Source organism: Streptomyces sp. NBC_01142, assembly GCF_026341125.1.
Classification (GTDB): Bacteria; Actinomycetota; Actinomycetes; order Streptomycetales; family Streptomycetaceae; genus Streptomyces.
In genome coordinates, this window is record NZ_JAPEOR010000003.1 from 1,234,104 (window position 1) to 1,250,360 (window position 16,257).

The 16,257-nt window shown below is 68.8% G+C and carries 15 protein-coding genes; 6 read left to right on the forward strand and 9 right to left on the reverse strand.

The genetic code is table 11. The features are described from left to right. Positions 1 to 138: 138 nt before the first annotated feature. Both OG883_RS39750 and OG883_RS39755 read right to left on the reverse strand, forming a co-directional pair. A complete protein-coding gene (locus tag OG883_RS39750) occupies positions 139 to 834 on the reverse strand; it encodes an RICIN domain-containing protein (protein WP_266551893.1) in 696 nt (231 codons plus the stop codon). Then, on the reverse strand, positions 834 to 995 hold the full coding sequence (locus OG883_RS39755; protein ID WP_266551895.1) for a hypothetical protein: 162 nt from the start codon (positions 993 to 995) through the stop codon (positions 834 to 836). Before OG883_RS39755 ends, OG883_RS39750 begins: the two co-directional genes overlap by 1 nt. Here OG883_RS39755 and OG883_RS39760 point away from each other — a divergent pair. Continuing rightward, entirely contained in the window at positions 994 to 1,788 is a 795-nt protein-coding gene (locus tag OG883_RS39760) for a hypothetical protein (protein WP_266551897.1), read from the forward strand. The genes OG883_RS39755 and OG883_RS39760 overlap by 2 nt on opposite strands. A 504-nt stretch (positions 1,789 to 2,292) precedes the next feature. On the opposite strand, the gene OG883_RS39765 is transcribed toward OG883_RS39760, so the two are convergent. Then, a complete protein-coding gene (locus OG883_RS39765) occupies positions 2,293 to 2,871 on the reverse strand; it encodes a TetR/AcrR family transcriptional regulator (protein ID WP_266551899.1) in 579 nt (192 codons plus the stop codon). 76 nt (positions 2,872 to 2,947) lie between these two features. On the opposite strand from OG883_RS39765, the gene OG883_RS39770 reads away from it, so the two are divergent. Next, the gene (locus OG883_RS39770) at positions 2,948 to 3,916 is read left to right on the forward strand and encodes an NmrA/HSCARG family protein (RefSeq protein WP_266551902.1); all 969 of its coding nucleotides are present in this window, start codon (positions 2,948 to 2,950) and stop codon (positions 3,914 to 3,916) included. Further along, the gene (locus tag OG883_RS39775) at positions 3,913 to 4,794 is read left to right on the forward strand and encodes a TIGR03620 family F420-dependent LLM class oxidoreductase (RefSeq protein ID WP_266551905.1); all 882 of its coding nucleotides are present in this window, start codon (positions 3,913 to 3,915) and stop codon (positions 4,792 to 4,794) included. Before OG883_RS39770 ends, OG883_RS39775 begins: the two co-directional genes overlap by 4 nt. A gap of 128 nt (positions 4,795 to 4,922) precedes the next feature. Here the strand turns inward: OG883_RS39775 and OG883_RS39780 are convergent, their stop codons facing one another. The 6 genes from OG883_RS39780 to OG883_RS39805 form a co-directional block, all read right to left on the reverse strand. Next, positions 4,923 to 7,112 (reverse strand): LuxR C-terminal-related transcriptional regulator, encoded by a 2,190-nt coding sequence (locus tag OG883_RS39780; protein WP_266551908.1) that lies wholly within the window; start codon positions 7,110 to 7,112, stop codon positions 4,923 to 4,925. 724 nt (positions 7,113 to 7,836) lie between these two features. Beyond that, positions 7,837 to 8,823: a hypothetical protein gene (locus tag OG883_RS39785; protein WP_266551911.1), complete on the reverse strand. Its 987-nt coding sequence runs from the start codon at positions 8,821 to 8,823 to the stop codon at positions 7,837 to 7,839. A 9-nt stretch (positions 8,824 to 8,832) separates the two neighbouring features. After that, positions 8,833 to 10,338 (reverse strand): APC family permease, encoded by a 1,506-nt coding sequence (locus OG883_RS39790; protein WP_266551913.1) that lies wholly within the window; start codon positions 10,336 to 10,338, stop codon positions 8,833 to 8,835. A gap of 266 nt (positions 10,339 to 10,604) precedes the next feature. Then, on the reverse strand, positions 10,605 to 10,793 hold the full coding sequence (locus OG883_RS39795) for a YbdD/YjiX family protein (protein WP_266551916.1): 189 nt from the start codon (positions 10,791 to 10,793) through the stop codon (positions 10,605 to 10,607). Next, on the reverse strand, positions 10,790 to 12,928 hold the full coding sequence (locus OG883_RS39800) for a carbon starvation CstA family protein (protein WP_323181055.1): 2,139 nt from the start codon (positions 12,926 to 12,928) through the stop codon (positions 10,790 to 10,792). Before OG883_RS39800 ends, OG883_RS39795 begins: the two co-directional genes overlap by 4 nt. A 65-nt stretch (positions 12,929 to 12,993) precedes the next feature. Continuing rightward, positions 12,994 to 13,224, reverse strand: a complete 231-nt coding sequence (locus OG883_RS39805) for a DUF3311 domain-containing protein (protein ID WP_266551922.1) — start codon at positions 13,222 to 13,224, stop codon at positions 12,994 to 12,996. Between the two features lie 170 nt (positions 13,225 to 13,394). Here OG883_RS39805 and OG883_RS39810 point away from each other — a divergent pair, with 170 nt between their 5' ends. From OG883_RS39810 to OG883_RS39820, 3 genes are all read left to right on the forward strand, one after another. Continuing rightward, complete coding sequence (locus OG883_RS39810; RefSeq protein WP_266551924.1) at positions 13,395 to 14,966, forward strand: sodium:solute symporter; 1,572 nt, start codon at positions 13,395 to 13,397, stop codon at positions 14,964 to 14,966. Between the two features lie 91 nt (positions 14,967 to 15,057). Next, complete coding sequence (locus OG883_RS39815) at positions 15,058 to 15,567, forward strand: RNA polymerase sigma factor (RefSeq protein ID WP_266551926.1); 510 nt, start codon at positions 15,058 to 15,060, stop codon at positions 15,565 to 15,567. Then, positions 15,564 to 15,869, forward strand: a complete 306-nt coding sequence (locus OG883_RS39820; RefSeq protein ID WP_266551928.1) for a hypothetical protein — start codon at positions 15,564 to 15,566, stop codon at positions 15,867 to 15,869. Before OG883_RS39815 ends, OG883_RS39820 begins: the two co-directional genes overlap by 4 nt. The last annotated feature ends 388 nt before the right edge of the window (positions 15,870 to 16,257 follow it).

The window sequence follows — 16,257 nt, forward strand, 5'->3', positions numbered from 1 at the left end:
CCGATCGCCCAGTTCCTCGGCCGTGTGCAAGCGCCTTTCCGTGAACCGTACTTCTCCGGCAGTGATCCGGACTGCCCAGCCCGTGGAAGCACCAGGGCTGGTGGCCCTGGTGCCCCTGAGGTCGGTCGGCTGCCTGGCTCAGCGCGCCGTCTTGGACCACTTCTCATCCCGTGCGCCGTTGCAGGTCCACTGGATCAGCTGTGATCCCTTGGTCGCGTTGGAGCCGAGGCCGAGGCACTTGCCGGAGTAGACGTTGCGCAGTGCATGCGTGCCCGGGTCGTACCACCACTTCTGGTCGACCGCGCCGTTGCACGTGTACTGCACCATGCCTGCCCCGTTGGCGAGGCTCGACGCGGAGCCCATGCACTTGCGCGAGTACGCGTTCTGCAGGGAGTAGGCGCGTTTGCCGTTGGAGTCTGTGGTGGCCTCGAACACCCACCGTTCGTCCTGGGCGTTGCTGCATCCCCACTGGATGACCTTCGAACCGTTGGTGATCTTGTTGCCCGCACCGGCGCAGAGGGCGCTGTAGTCGTTGCTGAGGTAGACGGCGCTGGGGTTGGTCGTCGGAGAGGCCGACGAGTACGGGTTCGTACTGTCACCGTCGCTGCTCGGTGTCGTCGCGGGGCCCGCCTCGCTGCCCTTGCCGTCGTCGTCCCCAGCCTGGTCCGGGAGCCGCGAGGGGGACGGCTTCTCGCGCGCACCTCCGGAGGGCGAGGCGCTCGGGTTGTCCACGCCGGTATCGCCCCCGCTCGGCTGACCGCTGCCCGCCGGGGAGCTGCCCCCAGGCGGTGCCGCCTGCTCCTGGTCGCCGCTCGTTGCGCCGTCTTTGCCCATCAGGGCGTACGTGACGCCGCCTCCGGCGAGTACGACGGCGGCCGCTGCTGCGATGACGGTACGGCTGCGGCGCCGCGCGCGGAGCGTTGCAGCGGGTCCGAGAAGGAGCAGTACTGGTACTTCCAGCCTGGTCCGGTCAAGGACAGCGGAACATCCTTCATGATCCGCAGCGCAGCCGACGACCAATGCGTCGACGTCGGCAAGAGCTGGCTCGCCGGCCACTCGGACTACCTGAACATGTGGCCCTGCCACGGCGGTGACAACCAGTTGTGGGGCACCCGCCTGGACGACAGCGGGCAGGACTTCACCACTGAGTGGGCGGCCAAGTACGCGCTGACCAAGTGCGATGCCAGCGTTGCCGCGCATTCGGCCTACCCCTACTGCAGTTACAGTCAGACGCAGGCTGCGGTGACAGGCAATGACGAAGGGGTCGCACAGTGCCTGGTGGCCCAGCACACCGAAGTGGCGATCCCGTCGACGACCGTCGACTACAAGTCGACCACCAGCACGTCGACCATCACCACGGACTCCATCGCCAACGGTTCGAAGCAGACCGTCACCGTCAAGCTCGGCAGCTCCACCGACTTCTGGCACGTCGACTTCGCGGCCGAGGCGTCTCAGCTGATCACTCATTCGGTTCAGACGGGGACCACTTCGACCGAGGAGAAGACCTACCGCGCCGTAGTGCCGGCAGCACCCGCGCATTCCACGACCTGGGTGAAGGCCTTCCCGGTGAGCAAGACCTACACCGGCAAGTTCGTCTTCGCCAAGGGGAGTTGGGACGAATGGACGTACAGCACCGATGCCAAGATCACCGTCACCTACCCCGCCGGGTTGGGAAACACCATGATGTACGACTCCGGTGTCGCTGAAGACAAGCTCGACGCCAATGGGCGATGGGTTCGGCAGCCTGCCTGCGTCAGCAGCGGGCCGACCGAGACCATGACCAACTAGGGATCCCAGTGGGTTCCGTCCCCCCCGGTACGCCACGCAGAGGGCGCCCCGGCTTCGGCCGGGGCGCCCGCGTCTTCGCCCCGCAGCGCAGCCTGATGTGCTCCTCAGCACTCCTCAGTCGGCAGGAACGCCGAAACCGTGTGACGGTCCTCCGCGAGCAAGCCACGACTCCGCCCACGGAGTGCCTGATCAGGTCCACCTGGCCAAGTCCCAGCACGTCCATGAACCAGCACATCGGTCTGCCTGAGCTCGAGCGAGTGCTCTCCCCGCCAATCGCTTCGGTGCCGTCACCGTGAAGATCGAGAGCGTATACGCGCCGGGGTGCGGGCGAGGATCGGGGCCTGATGGTCCGTCATGCCGTGGATCCGCGCCATGCAGTTCTCGGAAGGGGATATGACCAGCTCTTGAGTGAGAACGAGCTGTCGAGCGGATCCCGGAATTCCGGGCGCCTCCCCGACCCTATGTGATCTTGCTCGGACAACAGGATCGTTTGTGAGTGCCGGGTCAGCGCGTGCGTACGCCGTCGATGGCGATCACAAGCAGGAGGTCGGCCTCGGCCGGGCCGTCGGCGTCCTGCTCGGTAGCCAGTGCGATCGCGCCGACGAGCTTCAGCAGCTGGGTGATGGTGATCCCGGACCGCACGACGCCCGCGGCTCGGGCGCACGAAAGGAGGGCTTCTCCGGCAGTGGTGATCATGTCGTGGCAGGTCTCGCCCAGCGCTGGGTCTCCGTTGCGCATCAGCGACGCCCCCAGTCCGCGGTTGGCCACGGCGTGCGCGCCGACGGCGCGAAGCCAGGTGGACAGCGCCTGGCCCGGGTCGGGTTCAGTGAGGAGGTCGTCCGCCTTCGCACACAAGGCCTCCACTCGGCCCTTGAAGACCGCCTCCAGGAGTGTCTGCCGGGACGGGAAGTGGCGGTGCAGGGTGGCCGAGCCGACTCCGGCGCGGCGTGCGATCTCCTCCAGGGAGGCGTCGGCGCCATGCTCGGCGATCAGGGCCCCGGCGGCGGCCACGATCTTCTCGACGTTGCGACGGGCGTCGGCACGCATCTGCCGGCGGGGTTGCGCGGTGGCGTCCTTCGGCACGGGTGCTCCTGACAGCTTGATAAGTGGGGTGACCCTCCATATCGTAGCGAACGAGAAACGGAGGGCCACCCCACTTATGGTGTGGCTCCCCTTCCGCACGGACGCGATGGAGAAGAACGTGAAGCTGACGCAGAAGACCGTCGTGGTGGCGGGTGCGACCGGCCTGCAGGGCAGGGCCGTGACACATCACCTGCTCCGCGCCGGCTGGCAGGTCCGCGCGCTGACGCGGGACCCGAACGGGGCGCAGGCCACAGCCCTGGCGCGGGCCGGCGCGCAGGTGGTGCGGGCGCAGATGGAGGATGTCGGTTCCCTGACGGCCGCGGCCGAGGGCGCCTGGGGCTTGTTCAGCGTCCAGCCCACCGTCGGCTCGCCCGGCACCGCGCCGGACTTCACCGCCGAGGACGAGGTGCGCTGGGGCGTGAACGTCGCGGAGGCCGCGCACGCCGCAGGTATCGGGCACTTCGTCTTCACCTCGGTCGCCGAAGCGGACCGACACCTTGAGGAGAAGCTGCCGGTGAACCTGGTCAGCAAGTGGCGGATCGAGCAGCACATCGCCGCCCTCGGCCTGCCTGCGACGATCCTGAGGCCGGTGTCCTTCATGGAGAACTTCACCGGCGGATACGCGCTGCGGAACGGGAACCTGGCCACCGGGCTCGCGCCGGAGGTCCCCCAGCAGATCATGGCCGTCGACGACGTCGGCGCCGTTACCGCGCTGGCGTTGACCCGGCCCAAGGAGTGGATCGGCCGGGCGGTCTCCCTGGCCGGGGACGAACTCACGCCGCTTCAGATCGCCGCGGCCATCGGGAAGGCACTCGGCATACCGCTTCCCTATGTTCAGATCCCGATCGACGCGATCCGGGCGCTGAGTGAAGACTTCGCCTACGCGAACGACTGGCTCAACGAACGCGGCTACCGCGCGGACATCCCCTCCACCCGGAAGATCCACCCGGGTGCGATGGACTTCCGTACCTGGCTGGAGTGCACCGGCGCGTCCCAGATCGCCGCGTTCCTGGACTCCACGCGCACCGCACGGCAGGACGCGTGAGTGCCCGCACCCACGACCTCGGGCGCATCGGGATCTGGGCGGGGGACTTCGACCGTCTCCCCGCACCCGAGGTCCGCAGGGCAGCCGCCGCGATCGAGGACCTCGGCTTCGGCACTCTGTGGTTCCCCGAGACCACGGGACGCGAGGCCATGGCGCACGCCGCGATCCTCCTGTCGGCCACCCGGCACATCACCGTGGCCGCCGGCATGACCGACATCTACGCCCGCGACCCTGTCACGGCCGCCGCCGCGCAACGCACCCTGGACGAGGCATTCCCCGGACGGTTCCTGCTCAGCCTGTGGGAAAGCCACCCCAGCCTGGCCCAGGACATCCGCGGCCACCGCTTCGGCCCGCCCCTGGCCACCATGCGCTCCTACCTCGACGCGCTGGACACCGCCCCGTTCGGGCCACCCGACGCTGCCGTCTCGCCGCACCGCGTACTCGCCGCCCTGGGCCCCAGCATGCTCGCCCTCGCCGCCGAACGCGCCCGGGGTGCAACGGTGCTGGGCATGCCCGTCGAACACACCCGCGCTGCCAGGACCATCCTCGGAGACGGCGGTCTGTTGGCCATCACGCAGCTGTGCGTGCTCACCCACGACCGAGCGGACACCGCCGACCTGGCTCGCAACGCTGCCGCAGCCGCCCTGCCGAACCGCCACCAACTGCTGCGCGGACTTGGACACGAGAACCCGGACGCGCTCGACGACCGGCTGGTCGACGCGCTGGTGGCTCACGGTCGCGCCGAGGACATCGCCCGCCGCGTCCTCACGCACTTCGACGCCGGAGCAGACCACGTCAGCCTCCACCTTGTGACCACCACACCCGACTCCCCGTCCGTACGGCAGTGGGAGCAACTCGCTGTGCACCTCGCCCTCTGACCAGGCACACCGCAAAGGGACTGTATCCGGGGCACTCGGCCGCGTGGGCCCGGGCCACGGTCCTCAATAGCCGACCGCGTCGCAACTCCCCGGCCGCCGGGAGCGGTCTGTTCGGGGCGGCCGGAGACTCAGAGGGGGGTACGCTCCTGAGCCCAGGTGGCGATCTGGGTGCGGGTCGTGAACCCGAGCTTGGCCAGGATGCGTTGGACGTGTCCCTGCGCGGTGCGCGGCGAGATGACGAGCTGGGCCGCGATCTGCTTGTCGGTCAGTCCCCGAGTGACCAGAAGAACGACCTGACGCTCCCGAGGAGTGAGCACGGTCATAGGATCATGCTCCGGAGGGCTGGGTGGCGCGGGAGGCTTGTTGAGTGCGCGCGCGATGGCCTGCTCCATGGTCGAGGCGGCGCCTGACTGCATGTGCGCAGTGAAGCACTCCTCGCCCAGGGTTTCTCGGAGCAGCGCCTCGCACTCGGTGCGATGGTGGAGCAGGCGCCCGACACCGGGCAGTATGGCGCCGACTTTCTCCCAGGCGCTCTGCGCCGCGCCCAGCAGCTCCGCAGCCTGCGCGCCGTCCCCGTCGCTGGCGCGCGCCCAGGCCAGTACTTCCAGGCACTGGGCCACGGCCAGCCCATTGAACGCGGGTCGGCCGGTGCTCAGGCTTTCCTGGAGGTGCCTGACGGTCTGCCGAGTGTCTCCGTCCAGCCAGTTCTGGAGTCCGAGGAGCCACAGTGCGAACGAGCGGGACCACTGAGCGCCGTGGGCGTCGCACAGCTCCAGGCACTCCTCGCCGAGGGCGGCGGCGCGTGGGTCGGCGGAAAGGCAGCAGGCCAGGCTGAGCAGGTACAGGGTGGCCCATGTGTCGCCGATGTCTCCGTGGCTGCGGTAGAGGGCGAGGGCTCCCTCGAACAAGGGGATGGCGCGCGCGAAGTCGTCCTGGAAGAGGGCGGACAGAGCGTCGAACTGCTCGGCGTACGCCTGCGCCAGCGGGTCATCGAGAGACTGTGCCAACGCCCGGCAGTCCACCAGCCGGACGTGTGCCGAGGGAGTGTCGCCGCGCAGGAGAGCCAGCCATCCGTCGGCCCACAGGGCCTTGAGCCTGGCGAGGCTGGGCGTGGCGTCCGATGCGAGCGCCCGGCCCAGCCAGTGCCGCTCTTCCTCCAGGCTGCCCGCGCCGAGGCGGTGGCACCAAAGCGATCCGGCTGTCTCCAGACCGGCTTGGGCCTCGCCCGGTTCGGTCAGGCAGTAGTCGAGTGCGGTGCGGAGATTGGGCCGTTCCTGGTGCAGGCGGGCAAACCAGGCCGTCTGCTCGCCGGTGAACCACTCGGTCTCGGCACGCAGTACGAGCGCTTGGTAGTAGTCGCGGTGGCGGCGGCGCAGCGCCCGGCCAGTCCCGTCGGGCAGCCTCAGGCAACCGTACTGGCGGAGGGTTTCCAGCATGCGGTACCGAGCGTGCTGCTCCTCTCGGACCAGCACGGACTTGTCCACCAGGCCTGCCACGAGGTCGAAGACCTCCTGGGCGGCGAGGCCGGAACCTGTGCACACCGACTCGATCGCCTCCAAGTCGAAGGCGCCTGGGAAGACGGACAGTCTGGCCCATAGCAGTTGCTCCTTGGGGGCGCAGAGATCGAAGCTCCAGTCGAGGGCTGCGCGCATGGTCTGCTGGCGGGGCAGGGCGGCTCTGCTTCCCCCGGCCAGCAACTCGAACCGGTCGCCCAGCCGTTCCAGGATCTGCTCGCAGGTCAGTACCCGCAGCCGGGCGGCGGCCAGCTCGATGGCCAGCGGAATGCCATCCAGGCGACGGCAGATCAGGGCGGCCGTCCTGCCGTACTCCGGGGATGCGCACTCTCCCAGAGATGCGGCCGCCCGGTCGGCGAACAGATCCAGCGCGTCGCTGAGCCCGGCTTGCCCGACCGGTCTGGGATCGTCCGGGTCGGGGGCCGAGAGCGGGGGCACCGTCAGCAGGCACTCTCCCGCGACGCCCAGAGCCTGCCGACTGGTGGCGAGGATATGCAGGCCCGGAGCGGCAGCCAGCAGCGCGTCGGCCAGGACCGCACAGGAGTGCAGCAGGTGTTCGCAGTTGTCGAGCAGCAGCAGGACCCGCTTGTCACGAAGGTGACCGCTCAGCGCGGCCAGCGGCGGGCTGCCCATGTCGTGGTTCGGTTCGAAGGCCGCCAGCACAGTGTGCTCGAGCAGCTCTTCCTTCTCGACCACGGCGAGGTCTGCCAGCCAGACGCCGTCGGGGAAGGAACGCCGCACCTGCGCCGCCAGCCTCAAGGCGAGCCGGCTCTTGCCCATGCCGCCCGGACCCGTCAGAGTCAACAGCCTTGTCCGCGCCAGCAGTTGCCGGGCGCGCGACAACTCGGCGCGTCGGCCGACGAAGCTCGTCGTGTCCGCAGGAAGATTTCCGGACTCTCTGCGCGTCCCAGCCACCCGTGGGCCTCTTCTCTCGTGCATACCCGTCACCGGCTGGACAGCCTTGCCGGACAGGCTCGGAGTCCGACCGGTGGGCGGTGCGCCGTGGGAGGTCAGACCGACCTCAGCCCGCCGGACCGACGGTGATCCAGCCGTTCCGTGCCGGCCGCGAGTCAACGCGGTCCTCGTGGGACCGGCCACCCGACGCTCAGAGCCTCAGCACCCCCGGGGTGACGGAGCGATGGCACGGCTGGCTCGTGCCGCATCACCGAATCCAGTAAACCATCCGTCAGAACTCTCGGATCGCTGAACCCCCTTCGTTCCACGGACTGTTACACACCTGATGGGAGGGATTCCCAGCCCGCAAGCGTGAATTGACACTGGTTCAATGGGGCCGGCGCACCCTCTCTCAGGGGAGACACGGATAACTGCAGCGAGCCCGGCTCGGTGCCCGCACGACGCTCAGGTGCCGGCGTCGCCGTCAGAGACCAAGAAGGGGTCACTCGCCATCCCCTGAGCCGCGAATGCGGCAGCTTTCAGCTGAGACCGGCTCCCGTCGTCACCCGTGCCCTCCTGAGGCATACGCGCTCACCAGTCCCGATTGGTCGCCTCGTGCTTCTTCTTGGGAAAGTCATCTGTCGGCGAGGAGTTCGTTGTGCCATCGGGTGAAGAGCGCTTGCGGGTCTCCGGAGTATGACCATGGGGTGATGGTGGGCCGGTTGCCGAGGTGTTGGAAGACGAGTGCGGCGTCGTGGTGTCGGTTGGCGTAGACGAGTGCGTGGGCGAGCAGGTTGAGGTCGGCGACGTCTTGTGCGTATTCGATGGGGCCGCGATGTGCGATCCACCGTTCGAGCGTGGTGTCGAGATCCGGGTTCAGTGCGTCGTGCGTCCAATGGAAGGAGAGTCCAATAGAGCTTTTTCCCTCGGTGCGGATGAGTTCGCGGTAGTGCTCGGCGCGGGTGGCTTGGGTGAGGACGGCGAGGGGGGAGCCCAGCGGGGAGGCCGCGGCGGTGTCGCGCGCGAAGTCGTACATGCTGCCGTGGGAGCCGTGCCAGCGGGCGGACAGGTGACGCAGGACCTGGTGGTGTCCTTCGCGGGAGCGGCGGTCGCGGGTGCGGAGTTCGTGCCACCAGTGCCAGGTGTGGGGGTGTCCTGCGCCGTAGAGGCGGGCGAGGGTGAGCAGGGAGATCCAGGGCATCGGGTCCGCGGGGAACGCGTAGCTCGCCTGGAAGCAGAAGTCGGCGGCGTGATGGAGGCGTGTGCGGTCGAAGACGTCCTGTGCAGGGGGCGGCGAGGTGTGCTGTTGTTCTTGTGCCAGTTGGAAGAACAGCCGCATCACCTCGGTGTCTGCGCGGAGCACGAGAGCGTCGGCGTTGTGGGGTTCGGCGATCTGCCAGCTCTCCACGGTGCGGCAGCCTGCGGCGGTCTCGGCGAGGAGTCTGATCCGGTGGGTTCGTCGGTCCCAGTCGTTCCCGGTGGCGTGCAGCAGGTCGCGCGGACCCTGCCAGCGTCCGATCAGCAGGTCCTGCACGGCTTGTGCGAGTGGACGGTCTCCGTAGGCGGGGTCGTAGCGCAGAGTCCGGGAACGGCGGGAGCGTTCGGGCCTGGGTGGGGTCATCGTCGGGTGTCAGAGGTCGCTGACGCGGCCGGTGTGCTGTCCCGGCATGGCTGCGGTGACGTCTCCGTACTGCGATTCCACTCTGTCGGCGACGGACGCGTCCAGGCGGGCGTGCCGGCCGGTGTAGTACTCGCTGTCCGCGATCACGTACCAGGCGAAGGGGAAGACACCGGCGGCCAGGGAACCGAGGCCGATCACCAGGACCGTGACGTCGAGGCTGAGCAGCGACTGGTAGAAGGCCCACATCATGAACACGGCGCCGAACAGCGGCCACAGGCCCATGAAGACGGCGTTGGCCACTGATTTGAGGAGCAGTCTGCGGTAGGCGACGACGACGGAGACTCCGGCGAGGGAGTAGTAGACGCAGATCTGCAGGCCGATGGCGCTGAACGCGTCGGCGAGGACGGTGTTGACGGGGCCCAGCGTACTGGAGGCGAACAGCAGCGTGAGGGCGACTGCGGCGACTGCAGTCACGGCCGCCCACGGTGTCTGCCATCGGCGGTGGGTGAGTCCGAAGACGGCCGGGAGGGTGCGGTCGCGTCCCATCGCGAACAGGGTGCGGGTGACCTGGATCAGCGTCGTCTCCAGGGTGGCGATCGTGGACAGCATCACCGCGATCACCATGGCCTTGCCTCCCCAGCCCGGCCACAGTGCATCACCGAGGTCTGCCAGGACCGTGCCGCTGCTCCTCTGGATGTCGCCCTGGGACATGACCAGGTTCACCGCGATCGTGACGACCTCGAACACCGCCAGGACACTGACCACGCCGAGCAGCCCGCCCAGCCCAGACACCCGACGGCTGTCGCTGGTCTCCTCGCTGAGGTTCGCCGTCACATCCCAGCCCCAGAAGTAGAACGCCGCGATAAGAGCGACGCCGGCGAACCCCTCGGGCCCGCCCAGACTGGTGACATCGAACAGCCACGACCACGAGAACACCGCCGCGCCGCCCCCGCGGACCAGCACGGCCACGCCGACGACCAGCAGGATCGCCACCTCGATCCCGGTCATCACCCACTGCGCGCGGGCACTGATCCGAGCCCCCTTCACCACCAGCGCCGCCATCAGCAGGAACCAGAACGCCCCCACCGCGGCGGCCAACGTCCCGTTCTGCGCCCAGCTGTCGGAGAACAACGACAGGGTGTAGGAGCCGGCCGGCAGGGCCCCGGCCACCATGAACAACGTCGCGGACACCACCAGCGCCCACCCGCTCAAGAAGCCCAGCCCCGGATGCAGAGCACGGCCGACCCACGAGTAACTGGCCCCGGCGTTGACGTCGAGTCGGCCCAGATACTTGAACGCCAGCACGATTCCCACCATGGGTATCGCACACGACAGCAGGGCGGCCGGGCTTGCCAGCCCGGCCGCCCCCGTCAGCACCGCCGTGGCCGCCGCGAGGGTATACGCGGGCGCACTGCCCGCGACCGCCATCACCACCGCATCCGCCGCCCCCAGAGCATTCGCTCTCAGCCCGTTCTTCTCCAGGCGCGAGCCGCCTTGCCGACCATGCCTGCTCATCAATGAGGCTCCAAAGTGCTGTTGCCGACAAGGGCGGCTCAATAGACCGCCGAGTCGTGCGGGTTTTCCGTTCAGGAAGGGACGCCGCGGCGCGTCGTCTGCTGAGGCCGCGCGGTTGGCAGGAGGGCGGATCGTGCGCTGTGCCCGTCTCGGGCGTCGAGTTCGGGGCTCGCGCAGACCAGACGGATCCGGTCCTGGCGTCGCAGGATCTGGGGTCCTAGGGGAGTGGGGCCGCACCGGCACAACGGCGCGGCACCCCGAGTCGATCAGCAGCAGCGGCTGGTCGGGTGGGCCTCTTGCTGCTGGATACGCAGCCGCTCGTACTCCCGGCGGGTGGGGACCGGGGCGTAGGGGTGGTTGCGGCGGTGACGTTCGCAGTAGCGGTCGTATTCAGCCTCGCCGGTGAACTCCCGTACGTACCAGCGCAGTCCATCCAGCACTTGACGGAGCCTCATTCGCGGGCTCCGGCGAGCGCCTTGCGGGGTCCCGGAACCGGTGCCTCGATCTGCGAGGCGACGTACGGCGCTTCCGCGGTCGGCATCGGGGCGGGCGAGCGCAGGGCGCGGGCGCACACCATGGCCGCGTTGGCGATTACGGTCATGACCAGCAGGAGGAACAGAGCGATGAGGACTCCGTCGACAGTGGAGTTGGTGACCACGGTGTGCATGTCGTCCATGGTCTTGGCGGGAGGAAGGACGGTGCCGGCGTCGATCCCGTCGGCGTAGCGGGCCCTCTGGGCGAAGAAGCCGACGCGGGGGTCGTCGGAGAAGATCTTCTGCCAGCCGGCGGTGAAGGTGATTGCGACCACCCCGGCCAGCGGGACCGCAGTGACCCAGGCCCAGCGCAGCTGTCCGGACTTGACCAGGACGGTGGTGCAGACGGTGAGGGCGACGGCGGCGAGCAGCTGGTTGGCGATTCCGAAGAGCGGGAAGAGCTGGTTGATCCCGCCGAGCGGATCGGTGGCGCCGGAGTAGAGGAAGTAGCCCCAGGCTGTCACGACCACTGCGCTGGTGATCCAGATTCCCGGCTTCCAGTTGACGCGGCCGATCGGCTTCCAGATGTTGCCGAGCATGTCCTGGAGCATGAAGCGGCCCACCCGGGTGCCCGCGTCGACCGTAGTGAGGATGAACAGCGCTTCGAACATGATCGCGAAGTGGTACCAGAAGGCCTTCATCGCCGCGCCTCCGAAGACCCCGGAGAAGATCTCCGACATTCCCACGGCGAGGGTGGGCGCACCGCCGGAGCGGGCGATGAGCGTCTGCTCCTCCACTGCCTTGGCGGCGGCGGTCAGCTGATCGGGAGTGATGGTGAAGCCTAGGCCGGCCACCGCCTGGGAGGCGGATTCGGCGGTGGTGCCGAGCAGCCCCGCCGGGGCGTTCATCGCGTAGTACAGGCCCGGGTCGAGTACCGCGGCGGCGATCAGGGCCATGACGGCGACGAAGGACTCCATCAGCATCGCGCCGTAGCCGATCATCCGTACCTGGGATTCCTTCTGGATCAGCTTCGGGGTGGTCCCGGAGGCGACCAGGGAATGAAAGCCGGAGAGTGCGCCGCAGGCGATGGTGATGAACAGGAACGGGAAGAGGGAGCCGGCGAAGACCGGTCCGGCGCCGGAGGCGGCGAAGTCGGTCACTGCTTCGGCCTGAAGCGTGGGCGCGGCCACCAGTACACCGACAGCGAGCAGTGCGATGGTGCCGACCTTCATGAACGTGGAGAGGTAGTCGCGCGGCGCAAGCAGCATCCACACCGGCAGGACGGAGGCGACGAATCCGTAGCCGGCCAGGCAGAAGACGAGAGTCGCAGGACTCCAGGTGAAGGCTCCGGCGAGTGAGGAGTTCTCCACCCACCCGCCGCCCACGATGGCCAGGAGCAGCAGCGCGACACCGATCAGGCTGGTCTCAGTGACCCGTCCCGGGCGCAGATAGTGCAGGTAGAAGCCCATGAAGAGGGCGATGGGGATGGTCATGGCTACCGAGAAGGTCCCCCACGGGGAGTGGGCGAGAGCATTGACCACGACCAGCGCCAGCACCCCCAGCAGGATGATCATGATGGCGAAGACCGCGAGCAGCGCGGCCGCCCCGCCCACCTTTCCGATCTCCTCACGGGCCATCTGCCCCAGGCTCTTCCCCTCACGGCGCATGGACAGGAACAGCACCACCATGTCCTGCACCGCCCCGGCGAAGATCACACCGACGACGATCCAGATGGTCCCCGGCAGATACCCCATCTGGGCCGCCAGCACCGGACCGACCAGCGGCCCGGCCCCGGCGATCGCGGCGAAGTGATGGCCCAGCAGGACCCGGCGGTCGGTCGGCTGGAAGTCCACGCCGTCCTCGAGCCGCTCGGCAGGGGTGGCCCGGCTGTCATCGAGCTTCAGCACACGGCGGGCGATGAAGCGTGAGTAGAAGCGGTACGCGATGGCGTACGAGCCCAGCGCCGCGGCCACCAGCCAGACGGCGGAGATCTCCTCGCCCCGGGCCAGGGCCACCACGCCCCAGGCGAAGGCACCGAGCAGGGCGACACAGGTCCACAGCAAGATCGATTTCCGATTTGCGCTGTTCATCCTGTTTGTGCGGACGGATCCGGGCATGGCGGCTCCTCACCTTGGCAGGCGAATAGAAGTGATCAGCGAGGCGAGTTGCTCGAAGGGCTCAATCAGGGCTCTGACTGGCGCCGGGTCAGCAGATACGCCGCGAGCACGGCAAGACTGCACAGCGGCACCCAGGCGAGCTGGTACCAGTAGAAGAACGGCACCCCAGCCAGCTCCGGCCGCTCCTGCGCGTACCAGGGCACCCACAGCAGGCCAACGACGGGAGCGACGAGGCAGACACCGGCCGCGGCCCGACGCAAGGCGCGGCGGTGGCGGGGGAACGCGGTCCGATCCACTGTGACCTCCTCATTCCTGTCGGTCTGTGCAAGAGTTGCCGACGTCCGAGATTTAGTTGACAGCAGATTTCTCAGAGATTTCCCAGATTTCCCTGTCATCGCAGCCAGCCCCCTACGCAACTCGTAGGCGACAGGGCTCGCGCACACCTGGGACACAAGGACGGTTACCGATGACCGAAGGCCCCATGGCCGCGGCGTTCCTCGCCGTCATCGGCGGTGCGTCCCTGCTCGCCGTCACCGCCCGCCGCCTGCACTCCAACGACGACCTGCCCTGCCTCGAAGGCTGGGCGCTGGCCGACCGGAGCCTCGGCACGATATGGACGTGGCTCCTGCTGGGCGGCACGATCTTCACCGCGTACACCTTCGCCGCCGTACCCGGCCTGGTGTACGGCAACGGCGCGCCCGCCTTCTTCGCCCTGCCCTACACCGTGATCGTCTGTCCTCTGGCCTTCGTGCTGTTGCCCCGGATGTGGACTGTGGCGCGGGACCATGGGTATGTCACGGCAGCCGACTTCGTGCGGGGACGCTACGGTTCGGCGCCGCTGGCCCTGGTGGTCGCGCTCACCGGCATCCTCGCCACCATGCCGTACCTCGCCCTGCAGCTAGTGGGCATCCGCGCGGTGCTCACCGCGGGCGGGCTCTACCCCAGTGCCGCCACCGGTGACCTGGCGATGGCCGCGATCTTCGCCGGTCTCGCGGTGGCGACCTACCGGCACGGTCTGCGCGCGCCCACCGTCATCTCGGCGCTCAAGGGCGTGGCGGTCTTCGGCTCGGTACTCGCCGTCTGCTGGCTCGTCCTGGCCCAGCTCGACGGCCCCGGTGCGGTCTTCGACGAGGCCGCCCGCCAGCTCTCCGGTCCGGACGCCGGCCATGCCTCCCTCGTCCTCTCACCGGACCAGCAGCCGGCCTTCGCCACCCTCGCCCTGGGCTCGGCGCTGGCCCTGCTGATGTACCCGCACGTCCTCACCGCCGCCTTCGCCGCCTCCGGCCCGCGCGTCCTGCGCCGGGTCGCCGTCGCCTTGCCGGCCTGGACCGCGGTGCTCGCGCTGTTCGGGATGCTCGGCATCGCGGCGCTCGCCTCGGGCGTCGAGGCCCCTGAGGGAGGCGCCGAGGCCGCGGTCCCCATCCTGGTGGACCGTCTGATGCCTGCGCCGCTGGCGGGTCTGGTCTTCGGCGCGATCACCGTGGGAGCGATGGTCCCGGCCGCCGTCATGTCGATCGCAGCCGCGACCTCGTTCGTACGCAACGTATACGTCGAGTACTTCCACCCCACCGCCACCCCCAAGCGCCAGGTGCGGATCGCCAAGGCGGTCTCCCTGACCGCGAAGGCGGGAGCGGTCGCGTTCATCTTCGGGCTGCGGGACCAGGACGCCATCAACCTCCAACTCCTCGGCGGCGTCTGGATCCTCCAGATCTTCCCCGCGGTGGCCATCGGGCTCTTCACACGTCGGCTGCACCACCGGGCGCTGCTCGCAGGATGGGCCGCGGGGATGGTGTTCGGCACGGTCATGGTCGTACGGGAGGGCTTCTCACCCGTCGTACCGCTCGGCCTGCCCGGCATGTCCGGTCATCCGCCGGAGATCTACGCGGGGCTGGCCGCCCTGATCATCAACCTGGCAGTCGCGCTGATCGGCACCGCAGTGCTGGACCGGATCGGCACACCCCGGGTTGCGGACTCCACCGCACTGCCCCCTTGTCTGACAGTCAGGCGCCGGCCTGGGACAGGATCGAGTAACCCATGAGACGCACCATAAGAGGCCTTGCTGTTCCACCGCTGCGGGACAGCCGGTCGGTAACGCCGGCGCAGCCGCGGACAAGGTTCTGCCGCGCCAGGTGTCGGCCGACCCGGTCGAACAGGAGCGGGAGGCGGCCGTCGCCCGGCTCTTCGACGAGCACTACGCCTCGATGCTCCGCCTCGCCGCGCTGCTGGGCGCAGACGACCCCGAGAACATCGTGGCCGAGGCGTACTACCAGATTTACCGGAGGTGGCGGAAACTCCGCGATGCCGACTCCGCGGAAGCGTATCTGCGCTCCACTGTCTGCAATCTGATTCGGATGCGGATACGCCATCTCCAGGTCGCCCGCCGGCACGCCGAGGCCCCCGCTGCCGACCCGGTCGCCTCCGCCGAGAACTCGGCCCTGCTCCGTGACGACCAACGGGTGCTGGTCGACGCACTCCAGCAACTGCCCGCCCGGCAGCGGGAAGCCCTCGTGCTCCGCCACTGGCTCGGCCTCAAAGAAGGCGAGATCGCCGCGGCGATGGGTATTTCGGCAGGATCGGTCAAGACCCATACCGCGCGCGGCCTCGCCGCTCTCACCCAGGCGATGGAGGCACGGCGATGAGCACCACCCCGGGCGCCCCCGGTACCGAGAAGCAGCTCCGCGAGGCCCTGGAAGCCCTCGCACATCAGGTGCAGCCCGCCCCCGACGCCTATCGCACCGCCCGCGGGGACTGGCTCCGCAGGGAACGCAAACGCCGCCTGGTCCTGGCGGTCCTCATTACGGTCGTCTTCGCACTCGCCGTACTGATCAGCCTCTGGGTCCTCAACCAGACGCCCTCCGGCTCGAGCGCGATCTTCAGCGGCGCCCACGGCCCAGTCGCCTCGGCACCCCACACGCCGATCCGGTCGGCCCTCGGCCCGTGAACGCCAGACACGGTCCTCCTCCACGACCCCGAACGCACCACCAGCCCAGGCCGGCTCCACGGCCACCGGCGGATGCCGGAAGGCGGACCTTCCCGAGGCCGCCCAGACCCTTGACGCCCTGCGTCAGGACTACCAGAGGCGTAAGAGGTCAGAGGGCCTCGGCTTGTGCAGCAGACCGCAGACCGCAGACCGCAGGCCCCGGGCGCTTCGCTCCTGATGTGGGCGTAGCGCTTTGACGACGACTCCTAGTGCACCAGTTGCAGTTTGCTATTCCTGCTGGTCAGGATCCTGTTTCTGAGTGTAGCGAGCTGACGTTCTGTCATGTGGTGTGAGTTCGTGACCGGTGATACGTCGCTTGTAGTGGCAGTGTCGGGCGGTGGCCCGGTGT